Source organism: Cellulomonas sp. P4_B5_2 (assembly GCF_056402235.1).
On record NZ_JBFUHU010000193.1, the window covers coordinates 1 to 13,123 of the forward strand.

Consider the following 13,123-nt stretch of genomic DNA (forward strand, 5'->3'; position numbering starts at 1 on the left):
GCCGACCCGGCACGGCAGGCGCCCGTCGGTCGCGCACTCGGGGCAGCCTCCGCAGCGCGGGAGGAAGGTCATGACGACGCGGTCACCCGTGGCCAGGTCGTCGACGCCGGGGCCCAGCTCCGCGACGATCCCCGCGGCCTCGTGCCCGAGCAGCATCGGCGTGGGCCGGGCCCGGTTGCCGTCGACGACCGACAGGTCCGAGTGGCAGACGCCCGCGGCCTCGATGCGGACCAGCAGCTCACCGGGTCCGGGGCCGTCCAGCTCCAGGGCGCCGACGGTGAACGGCCGGGAGGTCGCGAACGGAGCCGGGGAGCCCGCCCGTTCCAGCACCGCGCCCACGATCTGCACGTGCACCTCCGGAGTCGACGACGTTGTCGCCATACCGACCGCGCGGTATGTTGCAGGTCAGAGTACACACGATCCGCCGACGCAGGAGGGCTCGATGACGAGCACGCCGGTCCAGGGCTTCGCCGACGAGCGGTTCTCCGCACTGCGCGCCTCGTTCCAGCAGCACCTCGACGCGGGCGCGGAGCTCGGCGCGAGCGTCGCCGTCGTCGAGCGGGGCACGCTCGTGCTCGACCTCTGGGGCGGCTGGGCGGACCCCGCGCGGACGACGCCGTGGACGGCGGACACGCTGACCAACGTGTGGTCGATCTCCAAGACCATGGCATCCCTGTGCGCGCTGCTGCTCGTCGACCGAGGGCTGCTCGACCCGGACGAGCCGGTCGGCGCCTACTGGCCCGAGTTCAAGGCGGCAGGCAAGGAGGGCGTGCTGGTCAGGCACGTGCTCAACCACACCTCGGGCGTCTCGGGCTGGGACCAGCCGGTCACCGGCGAGGACATCCTCGACGTCCCCGCCGCGACCGCCCGGCTCGCCGCCCAGGCGCCGTGGTGGCCGCCCGGCACGCTGTCCGGCTACCACCTGCTCGACTACGGGCACCTGGTGGGCGAGCTCGTCCTGCGCGTCACGGGCCGGCCGCTCGGCGAGTTCTTCCGCGCCGAGATCGCGGAGCCGCTGGGCGCCGACTTCTGGCTCGGCCTGCCGCCAGCACAGGACGTGCGCGTCAGCCACGTCGTCCCGCCGCCGCCCTCGCAGATCGACCTCACGCAGCTGCCACCGGACTCCCCCGCGCGCCGCACGCTGACCGGGCCGGTGCTCGACGCCTCGATCACCTGGACCCGGGAGTGGAAGGCCGCCGGGATCGGGGGCGCCGGGGGCCACGGCAACGCGCGCTCGGTGGCGACGGTCCAGTCGGTGCTCACGAACGGCGGGGGCGGGCTGCTCTCCCCCGCGACCGTCGACCTGGTGTTCGCGCAGCACACCGACAACGTCGACCTCGTGCTCGGCGTGCCCCTGCGGTTCGGTCTCGGCTACGCGGTGTCCCACCCGGCGAGCACTCCGTACATCCCCGAGGGACGCGTGGCGTTCTGGGGTGGCTGGGGCGGCTCGCTCGTCGTCAACGACGTCGACCGCGGGCTCACGTTCGCCTACGTGATGAATCGGATGTCCCCGGGGATCCTCGGCTCGGCCCGCTCGGACGCGTACCTGCAGGCCTGGTACGGATCCCTCTAGTGCCCGGCCAGCCGCAGGCCGATGTCGACCAGCTCGACCCGGTCGAGCCCCGCCACCTCGGCCAGGTCGAACCACGCCGCGGTGTCGGTGCTGCCGTCGGCCTCGTCGCGCAGCTCACCGCCGACGACGTGGGCGCGGTAGATGATCCGCAACCCGTGGAGGTCTCCCTCGGTGGGGTCGAGACGCGTGGCGGCCGGGATGACGATCGAGTCGATGCCTAGCAGCTCGTCGAGCACCACGTGGTACCCGGTCTCCTCGTACACCTCCCGCACGGCGGCGTCGGCAGGGTCTTCCCCCGGGTCGATGCCGCCGCCGGGAAGGGTCCACCCCGAGATTGGCCCCTCCAACCAGTGCGGGAGCAGCACCCGCCCGGACTCGACGACGATGGCGTAGGCCGCGACGCGTTGCTTCACCCGCAGGAGCCTAGGGCTCCCCGGGCTACAGCAGCCGTCGTGCCGCCGCCCAGCGCGTCAGCTCGTGGCGGCTGGACAGCTGGAGCTTGCGCAGGACCGCCGAGACGTGGGTCTCGACGGTCTTGATCGAGATGAACAGCTCGGACGCCACCTCGCGGTAGGAGTACCCGCGCGCGATGAGCCGCATGACCTCGCGCTCGCGGGCGGAGAGCCGGTCCAGCTCGTCGTCTCCGATCGCGATGTCGCCCGCGGCCGCGCCGAACGCGTCGAGCACGAACCCTGCCAGCCGCGGCGAGAACACGGCGTCCCCGCCGGCCACGCGGCGGACCGCGTCGGACAGGTCGGTGCCGTCGATCGCCTTGGTGACGTACCCGCGGGCGCCGGCGCGGATGACCGCGACCACGTCCTCGGAGGCGTCGGACACCGACAGGGCGAGGAACCGGGTCTGGCCCAGCAGGTCGGTGCACGCCTTGATCACCTCGGCGCCGCCTCCCCCATCGCCGCCGGGCAGGTGCACGTCGAGCAGCACGACCGGGGGCTTCAGCTCGCGCACCAGCCGGATCGCCTCGTCGACCGTGTCCGCCTCGCCGATCACCCGCACGCCGGCGTCGAGCGACGCCTTCACGCCGGTCCGGAACATGTGGTGGTCGTCCACCAGCACCACGTCGACTGGCTCGCTCATGACTGCACTCCCTGTTCGTCCGACACCCGGATCGGCACCACCAGGTGCACCTCGGTCCCGCGCTCGGGGCTGCTGGTGACGGTGGCGGCGCCGCCACGACGACGCACCCGCCCGATGATCGACTCCCGCACCCCGAACCGGTCGGTGCCCACCTCGTCGAGGTCGAACCCGTCGCCGTGGTCGCGGACGAACACCTCGACCTCGGTCGCACCCACCTCGAGGTAGAGCGACACCGGCGGCCGCCCGTGCACCACCGCGTTGACCAGCGCCTCGCGCGTCGCCTGCAGCAGCGCCTCGGTGTCGGCGTCGGGGACCCGGTCCCCGACCACCACCGACTCGACGGCCACGGGGTCGCCGGTCGGACCCGAGCGCGAGTCCTCCACCTCGGCGATGATCCCCCGCAGCGCCGCCGCCACCGAGGTGCCCGGCGCCGGGCGGTCGTCGTAGAGCCACTCGCGCAGCTCGCGCTCCTGCGCACGCGCCATGCGGGCGACCTCCGCGGAATCGTCGGCCCGCGAGCGGATCAGGGCCAGCGTCTGGAGCACGGAGTCGTGCAGGTGGGCGGCGATGTCCGCGCGCTCCGACTCGCGCGCGCGGGCGGCCCGCTCGTCGCCGAGCTCCCGCACCAGCCGCAGCCACCAGGGCGTGAGCACCAGGGCCACGCCGCCGAGCATCACGAGCGCCGCGACGATCGACTGCGCGAGGGTCGCCGTGTCGACGCCCTCCCCGGACGCGAGGCCGACGAACAGGAGCACGCCGACGCCCGCGAGCAGGATCCCGCCGGCGACCCGCAGGAGGCTCACGGGAGTCCGCCCGCCGGCCCGGTCCCGCAGGCGCCCGCGCTGCAGCTCGTCGAGCTGGCTCCACGCCAGCCACAGCCCCGAGAGGACGATCAGGGCGGGCAGGAGCCAGTCCGCGTCCACGTCGGCCCCGGACCGGACCGCGATCAGCAACGCGGCCGCGATCACCAGCACCGCGCCGATGGCGATGTCCGTCACGGGGATGCGCCGACCGGGCTCGATGACGGCCTGCCGACGGGCAAGACGGCTCAGCGCGCTCGGGCGGATGTCCTGCGCAGCCGCGGCGGGGTCGCCCGCCGGGACCGCGAGCCACCAGAACACGTACAGCAGAGGGCCGACGCCTGCGACGGGGGTGAGCACGACGAACGCCAACCGCACCAGCCCGACCGGCAGGTCGAGATGCGCAGACAGGCCGAGGGCTACACCACCGAACCACCGCCCGCGCGCGGGACGACGCAGCGGCAGCCGGCGCGTCGGCGCGAGAACGGGCGTGGTCGGGTGCACGGTCCGATCGTCACACGCCGCGAGGCCTTCCGGGGTCGCGTCCGGGGTCGGTTCAGGGGTTCGCGGACCCAGGATCAGGGTGCGCTCAGGGGACCACCCGATGCCGGGCGCGCGTCCGGGCGAGCAGGATCGAGTCATGGACACGACCACCCCCGCCGGCCCGGAGCCGGCACCGGCCGCCCCGGCACCGGACCCGGCCCCCGCGCAGCACTCGAACAGCTTCTTCGCCGGGGTGCGCCGCCTCGGCATCACCCGCGCCGACGACCGCTGGATCGGCGGCGTCAGCGGCGGCATCGGCGACCGCTTCGGGATCGACCCCCTGCTGGTCCGCGGCATCTTCGTCGCGACGCTCCTGCTGGGCGGCCTCGGCCTGGTGGCGTACGGCGTCGCCTGGGCGCTGCTGCCCGAGCGACGCGACGGTCGAATCCACCTCGAGGAGATGATCCTCGGCCGGTTCGACATCGCGCTGCTCGGCGCCCTCGCCTTCGTCATCGTCGGCATCAACCGCGGCGACAGCTGGTTCTTCTTCTGGGGTCCGCCCGGATGGGTCCAGGGCATCCTGTGGCTCGCGTTCATCGGCGGGATCGTCACGCTGATCGCGGTCGTCGCCAACCAGAAGTCGTCCCAGCCGCGCCCCCCGGCGCCGCCGTTCACGCCGTACGTGCCGCCCGCCCCCGCAGGGAGCTACCCCGCAGCGAGCTACCCCGCCGCGAGCTACCCCGCCGCGAGCACGTACGCCACGCCGGTCACGGACACCCCGCCGACGACGTCCGCCTACGGCGTCCCCCCGGCACCTGCCCCTGCCTGGACGTCCTACGCCGCACCGCAGCCGGCTCCTGTTCCCGCTCCTGCTCCCCGACCCGTGCAGCCGCCGCGTCCCCCGCGGCCCCCGCGCCCCCCGCGTCCGCGCACCCCCGGCGCCGGCGTCGGCACGGTCGGTGTGGTCGTCGCGCTCAGCCTGCTGGCCCTCGCTCTGCTGCTGATGGCCGAGCGCTCGGGCGACTTCACCGGACCCGTCGCGCTCACCGCGCTGGGTATCGGCATCGTCCTGGCCGGTCTCGGCATCATCGTGTCCGGTCTGCGCGGCCGCACCAGCGGCGCGCTCGGCGGGCTGGCGGTCGTCGGCATCATCGCCGCCGTGCCCCTCGGCGCCGTCCAGAACACGACGTGGAACTGGTCCTCGGACGCGCGGCACGACTTCGCGGCCGACGGCGTCGCGGTGGTCACCGACCGCTCCGAGGCCGCGGACGGCTTCTCCATGGGGTTCGGCGACGCCACCATCGACCTCACCGAGGTGACCCTGACCTCGGAGACGCTCGAGGTCCCGATCTCGCTCGCCGCCGGTGACCTGACCGTCATCGTGCCCGCCGACGCGAGCGTGACCGCCGACGTCGAGGCCGGCGCCGGCACGGTGCGCTGGGACGTCGACGGCCAGAGCAGGAGCGTCGACGGTGTCGGCCTCAACCCCCGCACCTTCACGACCGACGACGTCGGCCCCGACGGCCCGCAGCTCGCCCTGCAGGTGCAGATCGGCGCCGGCGACGTCTCGATCATCGAGGAGAACTGATGTCCACCGACAAGACCCCCCGCGACGACGACGAGACGCTCGCCCTGCCGGTCTCCGACCCGGAGCCCGCCGCCGACGACACCGCCGTCCTCCCGGTCGAGGAGACCGCTGACGACGAGCACCCCGTGCTCGCGCTCGACGAGACGACGCCGCTGCCCGTCACGCAGCCGGCACCGTTCGGGTCGCCCGAGCCCGGCCCGGAGACGTCCCCGATCGGCGCGCTGTACTCCCCGTCGGAGCGCCCCGCGCCGGCCGACGTGCCGTCCAGCAGCCCGGACCCGTTCGTCGCGGAGGTCGCGCCGTCCGAGCCCGCACCCGTCGACCCGCCCCGCCGCCGCCTGCGGGTCGGGACCGTCGTCTGGGGCCTGGTCATCGCCGCGATCGGCGTCGGCCTGCTCGCGTGGGCGGCGGGGGTCGAGATCGACCTCCAGCTCGCGATGATCGTGCTCCTCGCGGTCGCCGGGACCGCGCTGCTGGTCGGCTCGATCGTGAGCGGAGCACGCAACGCCCGGCGCTGAGCAGACGGGCAGACGGCGACGGCCGGGCGGAGAGACCTCGAGTAGGTGGTGGTGCCGACCTTGCGCAGCGCCCACCCGATGAGGATGAACACGACGCCGATGCCGACCACGAGCAGCGCGACGCCGAACGCCACGACCGACGTGAACAACGAGGCGCGCAGGAACGAGGCCGTCATGACCGTGCCGCGGCGCTCGTCGTCCTGGTCCAGCTGCGCGTAGGTCTGGCCGTCGGTGGCCTCGAGTGCGTGGGTGTTGATGATGTCGGCCTGGAACCAGGCCTCCCACGGGGTGTCGACCAGCTGGCCGCCGAACGCCTGCGCGTCCTCGGACACCGTGATCTGCTCGGCCGCCAGGTTGCTGGCGACGGCGCCCCACGTGATGCCACCCGCGATGATGAAGATGATCCCGAAGATGATGGTCAGCAGCCCGAGCACGCGGACCGACCTCGGTTGTCCCGTCGTCGTCGTCATGTCTCCCTCTCTGAACCCCCAGAGGACGGGCAGGTGTGCCGTGCGGCCCCTGACAGAACCGTCCAACGAGACCGACTCTAGTGAGGGGCGGGTGACGAAGTGGGAGATTTCGCCGCGCGTGCCCTCGCGTACTCGCCGTCCGCGGCGGCCAGCACGTCGTCCCACCCGAACCGGGGCCGCACCGCGCGGTTGTGCGAGAGCATGCCCTCGAGCAGGCGGCCGTCTCGCGCGAGCTGCACGATCGCCTCGGTCATCTCGGCGTCGTCGGCGACCAGGAGGCCGTCCACACCGTCCTCGACGAACTCCTCGATCCCCGTGCCGCGCCGGGCGACGATCGCCAGCCCGGCCGTGCGGGCCTCGAGCGCGGCGATGCCGAACGCCTCGAGCTCCGCCGGGGCGAGGAACACGTCGGCGTCGGTGTAGGCGCTGCGGACCTGGGGCCGGGTCAGCCGACCGCGCAGGTCCACGACGTGCTGCAGCCCCTGCCCCGCCACCGCCGACGCGACCCGGCCCTGGGCCGGCCCGGACCCGATGATCGACAGGCGCAACCGATCGGGCGGCAGCCGACGCGCGGCCTGGCCGACCAGCTCGACCAGCGGCACCGCCCGCTTGCGCGGTGCGAGGCGCATCGTCGACACCAGCCGCAGCGGCCCGTGCTCGCCGGGGCGCCCCCGCCCCTCGGAGAAGCTCCTGGGGGCCCAGAGGTCGAGGTCGATCCCGTTCGGCATCACCGACACCTCGGTACCGAACACCTCGCGCACACGGGCGGCCGCGGCGTGGCTGACGGCGCTCAGCGCGGCGGGCGTCCGCTGCCAGTGCGTCCGACCCACTGCGGTCCGCAGGGCACCGACCACGCCGTCGAGCATGCAGTGCCACGTGATCGCCGTCGGCAGACCGGCGTCGAGGGCGATCCGGGCACCGTCGTACGCGAACGGGGACAGCACCCCGGCGTGCACGTGCACGACGTCGGGACGCAGGGCGGCGTAGGCCTCGCGGACCAGTCGCGGGCCGACGGGGTTCACGGGGAGGTCGAACGGGAGCCGTGCACCGAGCCGGTGCACGCGGACCCCGTGCTCCAGGTCGACGACACCCCCGCGCTCGCCGCCGACGCCGAGCGTGGCCGTCAGGACGTGCACCTCGTGCCCGGCGGCGACCTGCCGCGCGGCGAGGTCACCCACCTGCGACTCGATCCCCCCGGTGCGCGGTGCGTAGCAGTCGGAGACGTGGACGATCAGCACGCGCTCACCGTAACGGCGCGAACCGGACGACTGACCACGACACAGGACATGTCACCCGCGTGCGCCACCGGCGGCCTCGATGCGGGCGAGCGCCTGCGCGTGCACCTTGCGCTCGAGGATGAACGACATGACCGGCACGACGCCGGCCGCGGCCATCGTCGCGAGCCGCCCGAGCCGCCAGCGCATCTTCGACCAGAGGTCGAAGACCGTGACCAGGTAGACGACGTAGATCCACCCGTGCGCGTACGCGATCCAGGAGCCGATGACCGGGTTCGGCGTGCCRGAGGCGTCCACCCCGCTCGCGTGGAACACGTACTTGAGGACCAGCTCGACGCAGAGCAGCAGCAGCATGGTGCCGGTGATCCACGCGAGCACGCGGTAGCGCTTCGTCGCCCCTGCGGCCTTGCGCACCCAGGGGTCCACGTTCGTCGTGGTCGGGGTCTCGGTCACTGTGTCACTCCCAGTCACTCCCACTCGATCGTGCCCGGCGGCTTGCTCGTCACGTCGAGGACGACGCGGTTGACCTCGGGCACCTCGTTGGTGATCCGGGTCGAGATCGTCGCCAGGACGTCGTAGGGCAGGCGGGTCCAGTCGGCGGTCATCGCGTCCTCCGACGACACCGGCCGCAGCACGACCGGGTGCCCGTAGGTCCGGCCGTCGCCCTGCACGCCCACCGAGCGCACGTCCGCGAGCAGCACGACCGGGCACTGCCAGATGTCGCGGTCCAGTCCCGCGCGGGTCAGCTCCTCGCGGGCGATGACGTCGGCCGCGCGCAGGATGTCGAGGCGCTCGGCGGTCACCTCGCCGATGATGCGGATGCCCAGCCCGGGTCCGGGGAACGGCTGGCGCCAGACGATGCCCTCGGGCACCCCCAGCTCCAGGCCGACCGCACGGACCTCGTCCTTGAACAGGGTGCGCAGCGGCTCGACCAGCTCGAACTGCAGGTCGTCGGGCAGCCCGCCCACGTTGTGGTGCGACTTGATGTTCGCCGCGCCCTCGCCACCGCCGGACTCGACCACGTCCGGGTAGAGGGTGCCCTGGACGAGGAACTTGACCTCCTCGCCCTCGCCGGCCTCCGCTGAGCCCTCGATGATCTCTCGCGCCGCCTGCTCGAACACCCGGATGAACTCGCGGCCGATGATCTTGCGCTTGGTCTCGGGGTCGGTGTGCCCGGCGAGCGCGTGCAGGAACCGCTCGCGGGCGTCGACCACCTTGAGCTGCACGCCCGTGGCGGCGACGAAATCCTTCTCCACCTGCTCGGCCTCGCCGGACCGCAGCAGGCCGTGGTCGACGAACACGCAGGTCAGCTGGCTGCCGACGGCCTTCTGCACGAGTGCCGCGGCCACCGAGGAGTCCACGCCGCCGGAGAGCCCGCAGATGACCCGCGCGTCGCCGACCTGCGCGCGGATCCTCTCCACCTGCTCCGCGACGACGTTCCCGGCGTTCCAGTCGGGGACCAGGCCGGCGCCCTCGTACAGGAAGTTCTCGAGCGCCTTCTGGCCGAGCGGCGAGTGCTTGACCTCGGGGTGCCACTGCACGCCGTACAGGCGACGGGCGCGGTCCTCGAACGCGGCGACCGGGCTGCCCGCCGACGTGGCGAGCACCTCGAACCCCTCGGGCGCGGCGTGCACCGCGTCGCCGTGGCTCATCCACACCGTCTGCGAGTCCGGGCTGCCGGACAGCACCGTGCCGGCGGACGTGACCTCGACGGCCGTCCCGCCGTACTCACGCTGGCCGGTCTGGGCGACCGTCCCGCCGAGCGCCGCCGCCATGGCCTGGAATCCGTAGCAGATGCCGAGCACGGGGACGCCCGCCTCGAACAGGGCGGGATCGACGAACGGCGCACCGGTCGCGTACACCGACGAGGGGCCGCCCGACAGGATGATCGCCGCCGGGTCCTTGGCCAGCAGGTCCGCGACCGACGCCGTGTGCGGCACGATCTCGGAGTACACGTTGGCCTCGCGCACGCGCCGCGCGATGAGCTGCGCGTACTGCGCGCCGAAGTCGACGACGAGCACGGGGCGGTGGGTGGTGGCGGCCAGGTCAGGCGTCTGCGTCACGCCCTCAGGGTAGTCGGCGCGCAGGGGAGGTCCGTCCTGCGTCCGACGTCACGGAAAACGGTTCGATCGATGTCAGTACCCGCACGTAACGTGGCTCCTCGTGCGTTCCCTCCCCCTCGACGATCCCGGTACCCCGCCTCTGAGCGGGCCCGTCGCGCTGCTCTGGTGGCTCGCGCGCCGGCAGTGGGGCATCCTCCTGACGGCGGTCGGCCTCGGCATCACCATGTTCGCGTGCCAGGCGTTCACCCCGTACGTGGTCGGTCGCGCGATCGACGACGGTCTGGACAGCGGCTTCGGCCCCGACCTGTGGCGGGCGTGCGGCACGCTCCTGGCGCTCGGTGCCGTGATCATCACGGCGTCCGCCATCGGGCACCGGTACGACGTCAACAACTGGCTCCGCGCGGCCTTCACCTCGTCGCAGCTGGTCGGCAGGACCGTCGCCCGCTCCGGCCACACGATCACCAAGGAGCTCCCGACGGGCGAGGTCGTCTCCGCGGTGGCCAACGACGCGCTGCGCATCGGCGAGGTCTTCGCGATGGCCGCGCACTTCCTCGGCAGCCTCGTCGCGTACGGCATCGTCGCGGTGCTCATGCTGCGCGTGTCCGTCCCGCTCGGACTCGTGGTGGTGCTCGGCCTGCCCACGGTCGCCGCGATCCTCGGCCTGCTGGTCAAGCCGCTCTCCCGACGGCAGGCGGCTCAGCGCGAGGCGTCGGGCCGACTGACCACGCTCGGCTCGGACACCGTCTCGGGGCTGCGCATCCTGCGCGGCATCGGCGGCGAGGAGGTCTTCACCGGCCGCTACCGCGCGCAGTCGCAGGAGACGCGGCGCCGCGGGGTCGAGGTCGCCAAGACGCAGTCGATCCTGGACGCGCTGCAGGTGCTGCTGCCCGGCGCGTTCGTCATCACGCTCATCTGGCTCGGCGCGCACATGGCGCTGGCCGGCACCATCACGCCCGGTCAGCTCGTGTCCACGTACGGCTTCGCGGCGTTCCTGTCGTGGCCCGTGCAGAACGCCACGCAGATGCTGCAGGCCGCGACGCGCGCGCACATCGGCGCCGGCAAGGTGGTCAAGGTGCTCCAGGTCGTCCCCGCCACGGGAGCGACCGGCGGGACGGCCGCCGCGCCGGGATCGCACTCGTCGCTGGTCGACGAGGTCAGCGGCCTGGACCTCGCGGCCGGCCGGGTGGTCGCGCTGGTGAGCGTCGACCCCGACGAGACCGCGCGCATCGCGACCCGGCTCGGCCGGTTCGACGACGAGGCCGAGAAGGACACCCCCGTGCGCCTGGGTGGCGTGCTCCTGTCCGAGCTGGACAAGGACGTCGTCCGCCAACGCATCGTCGTCGCGGAGGCGACGCCGCACCTGTTCTCCGGACTCCTGGCCCAGGAGCTCGACGTGCGCGGCGACGCCTCCGAGGACGACCTGCTGCGCGTGATCGGCACGGCCGACGCGCAGGACGTGCTCGACTCGGTGCCCGACGGGCTCGCCGGTGAGCTGCCCGAGAAGGGCCGCTCGCTGTCCGGCGGGCAGCGGCAGCGAGTCGCCCTCGCGCGGGCGCTCCTCATCGACCCCGAGATCCTCGTGCTCGTCGAGCCGACCAGCGCGGTCGACGCCCACACGGAGGCGCGGATCGCGGCACGGCTGGCGGACGTCCGGCGCGGCCGGACCACGCTCGTCGTGACGGCCAGCCCGCTGGTGCTGGACCACGTCGACGAGGTCGCGTTCGTGCAGGACGGCGTCGTCGTCGCCCGCGGCACGCACGACGCGCTGCTCGTGCACGGCGCCGGCGACCTCGAGGTGGCCCGCGCCTACCGGGCCGTCGTCGGGCGGAACATGRACGAGGAGTCGCTGGAGAACCGCACGGTCGAGGCGCTCGAGGACGACGAGCGCCTGTACCAGGAGCTGATGGCCGCGCAGTCCGCGGGCACGGCAGGAGAGAACAGAGGAGGTCAGTCATGAAGCTCCCCATCGCCGACTCGGCGACGGTCCGCGCCTACGCCGGCCTGCTGTTCCGCAAGCACCACCGGCCGCTGACGCTGATCGCGGTCCTGCACACGCTGGCCGCCACCGCGGGGCTGGCCGGCCCGTGGCTGCTGGGCATGCTCATCGACGCCGTGACCGACGGCACCACCGTCGGGTACGTCAACACGCTCATCGCCATCGGTGCGGCAGCCGTGCTGGCCCAGACGGTCCTCATCCGGTTCGCCCAGCGTTCGTCGATGATCTTCGGCGAGGAGGTCTTCGCGGAGCTGCGCGAGGAGTTCATMGAGAAGGTTACGGCCCTGCCGCTGTCCACTGTGGAGCGCGCGGGTACGGGCGACCTCGTGGCGCGCACCACCAACGACGTCAACAAGCTGCAGCACGCGGTCCGCTTCGGCGTGCCGCGCGTGATCGTCGCGGTCGTCACCATCTCGCTGACGATCGTCGCGTGCCTCGTGCTCTCGCCGGTGGTCTCGCTGGCGATGTTCCTCGGCGTCCCGACGCTGCTGTTCATCGTGCGCTGGTACCTCAAGCGCGCGACCCCGGCGTACCAGCGCGAGTCCGCGGCGTACGCGGTGCTCAACGGCACGATCACCGAGTCCGTGGAGGGTGCCCGGACGGTCGACGCCCTCCGTCTCGGCGCGCGCCGCATGCAGCGGGTGAACGACGACCTGGCGGAGGCGTTCGAGGCGGAGAAGGCGACGCTCCGGCTGCGCACGATCCTGTTCCCGGGCATCGACCTCACGTTCGTCCTGGCCCCCGCCGCCGTGCTGTTCTGGGGCGGCTACCTGGCCTCGCAGGGGCACGTCTCGGTCGGCGCGGTGACGACGATCGTCCTGTACACGTACCAGATCACCGGTCCCGTCTGGGAGCTGATCTTCTGGGTCGACGAGATCCAGGTGGCCGCCACGTCGCTCGCGCGGATCGTCGGCGTCCAGCTGGTCGAGCCCGACCGCCAGACCCGGGAGGGCACGCCGGTCGACGAGGACATCGCCGCCAGGGATCTCACCTACGCGTACCGCGAGGGTCACAACGTGCTGCACGGCATCGATCTCGACCTCGCGGCCGGGGAGCGCCTGGCGGTCGTCGGACCGTCCGGTGCCGGCAAGTCGACGCTCGGCCGGATGCTCGCCGGTATCCACCCGCCCACGGACGGCACGGTGACGGTCGGGGGCGTGCCGCTGATCGACCTGCCGCTCGAGGAGCTGCGCGGGCACGTCGCCCTGGTCACCCAGGAGCACCACGTGTTCGTCGGGTCGGKGGCCGACAACCTTCGCCTCGCCCAGGTGGACGCCGACGCGGCCGCGCTCGAGCGTGCCC

At 73.2% G+C, this 13,123-nt stretch carries 12 protein-coding genes; 4 read left to right on the plus strand and 8 right to left on the minus strand.

The window, feature by feature from the left end:
* On the minus strand, window positions 1-348 hold a 348-nt coding region (locus AC1DUQ_RS14220; protein WP_477074011.1), incomplete at its 3' end, for an alcohol dehydrogenase catalytic domain-containing protein.
* A gap of 94 nt (window positions 349-442) precedes the next feature.
* Between AC1DUQ_RS14220 and AC1DUQ_RS14225 the strand changes: the two genes are divergently transcribed.
* A complete protein-coding gene (locus tag AC1DUQ_RS14225; protein WP_477061431.1) occupies window positions 443-1,573 on the plus strand; it encodes a serine hydrolase domain-containing protein in 1,131 nt (376 codons plus the stop codon).
* Here AC1DUQ_RS14225 and AC1DUQ_RS14230 read toward each other — a convergent pair.
* From AC1DUQ_RS14230 to AC1DUQ_RS14240, 3 genes are read right to left on the minus strand one after another with little or no spacing between them, the layout of a single operon-like run.
* Window positions 1,570-1,986 carry an NUDIX hydrolase gene (locus tag AC1DUQ_RS14230; RefSeq protein WP_477061430.1) on the minus strand — a complete coding sequence of 139 codons (417 nt, stop codon included), beginning with the start codon at window positions 1,984-1,986 and terminating at the stop codon, window positions 1,570-1,572. The two genes, AC1DUQ_RS14225 and AC1DUQ_RS14230, sit on opposite strands and share 4 nt — an antisense overlap.
* Before the next feature lie 25 nt (window positions 1,987-2,011).
* The gene (locus AC1DUQ_RS14235) at window positions 2,012-2,668 is read right to left on the minus strand and encodes a LuxR C-terminal-related transcriptional regulator (protein ID WP_477061429.1); all 657 of its coding nucleotides are present in this window, start codon (window positions 2,666-2,668) and stop codon (window positions 2,012-2,014) included.
* Complete coding sequence (locus AC1DUQ_RS14240; protein ID WP_477061428.1) at window positions 2,665-3,972, minus strand: ATP-binding protein; 1,308 nt, start codon at window positions 3,970-3,972, stop codon at window positions 2,665-2,667. Before AC1DUQ_RS14240 ends, AC1DUQ_RS14235 begins: the two co-directional genes overlap by 4 nt.
* 136 nt (window positions 3,973-4,108) lie before the next feature.
* On the opposite strand from AC1DUQ_RS14240, the gene AC1DUQ_RS14245 reads away from it, so the two are divergent.
* Window positions 4,109-5,539 (plus strand): PspC domain-containing protein, encoded by a 1,431-nt coding sequence (locus AC1DUQ_RS14245; protein WP_477074007.1) that lies wholly within the window; start codon window positions 4,109-4,111, stop codon window positions 5,537-5,539.
* Here the strand turns inward: AC1DUQ_RS14245 and AC1DUQ_RS14250 are convergent.
* From AC1DUQ_RS14250 to guaA, 4 genes are all read right to left on the minus strand, one after another.
* Complete coding sequence (locus tag AC1DUQ_RS14250) at window positions 5,523-6,527, minus strand: hypothetical protein (RefSeq protein WP_477074008.1); 1,005 nt, start codon at window positions 6,525-6,527, stop codon at window positions 5,523-5,525. The genes AC1DUQ_RS14245 and AC1DUQ_RS14250 overlap by 17 nt on opposite strands.
* Before the next feature lie 77 nt (window positions 6,528-6,604).
* Window positions 6,605-7,765 (minus strand): glycosyltransferase family 4 protein, encoded by a 1,161-nt coding sequence (locus AC1DUQ_RS14255; RefSeq protein ID WP_477061424.1) that lies wholly within the window; start codon window positions 7,763-7,765, stop codon window positions 6,605-6,607.
* A gap of 51 nt (window positions 7,766-7,816) precedes the next feature.
* Window positions 7,817-8,215: a DUF3817 domain-containing protein gene (locus AC1DUQ_RS14260; RefSeq protein ID WP_477061423.1), complete on the minus strand. Its 399-nt coding sequence runs from the start codon at window positions 8,213-8,215 to the stop codon at window positions 7,817-7,819.
* Window positions 8,216-8,229: 14 nt separating this feature from the next.
* On the minus strand, window positions 8,230-9,825 hold the full coding sequence (guaA, locus tag AC1DUQ_RS14265; RefSeq protein WP_477061422.1) for a glutamine-hydrolyzing GMP synthase: 1,596 nt from the start codon (window positions 9,823-9,825) through the stop codon (window positions 8,230-8,232).
* A 100-nt stretch (window positions 9,826-9,925) separates the two neighbouring features.
* Between guaA and AC1DUQ_RS14270 the strand changes: the two genes are divergently transcribed.
* Entirely contained in the window at window positions 9,926-11,782 is a 1,857-nt protein-coding gene (locus tag AC1DUQ_RS14270) for an ABC transporter ATP-binding protein (protein WP_477074009.1), read from the plus strand.
* Window positions 11,779-13,123, plus strand: a 1,345-nt coding sequence (locus AC1DUQ_RS14275) for an ABC transporter ATP-binding protein (protein WP_477074010.1), incomplete at its 3' end; no start/stop codon positions are given. The genes AC1DUQ_RS14270 and AC1DUQ_RS14275, both read left to right, overlap by 4 nt.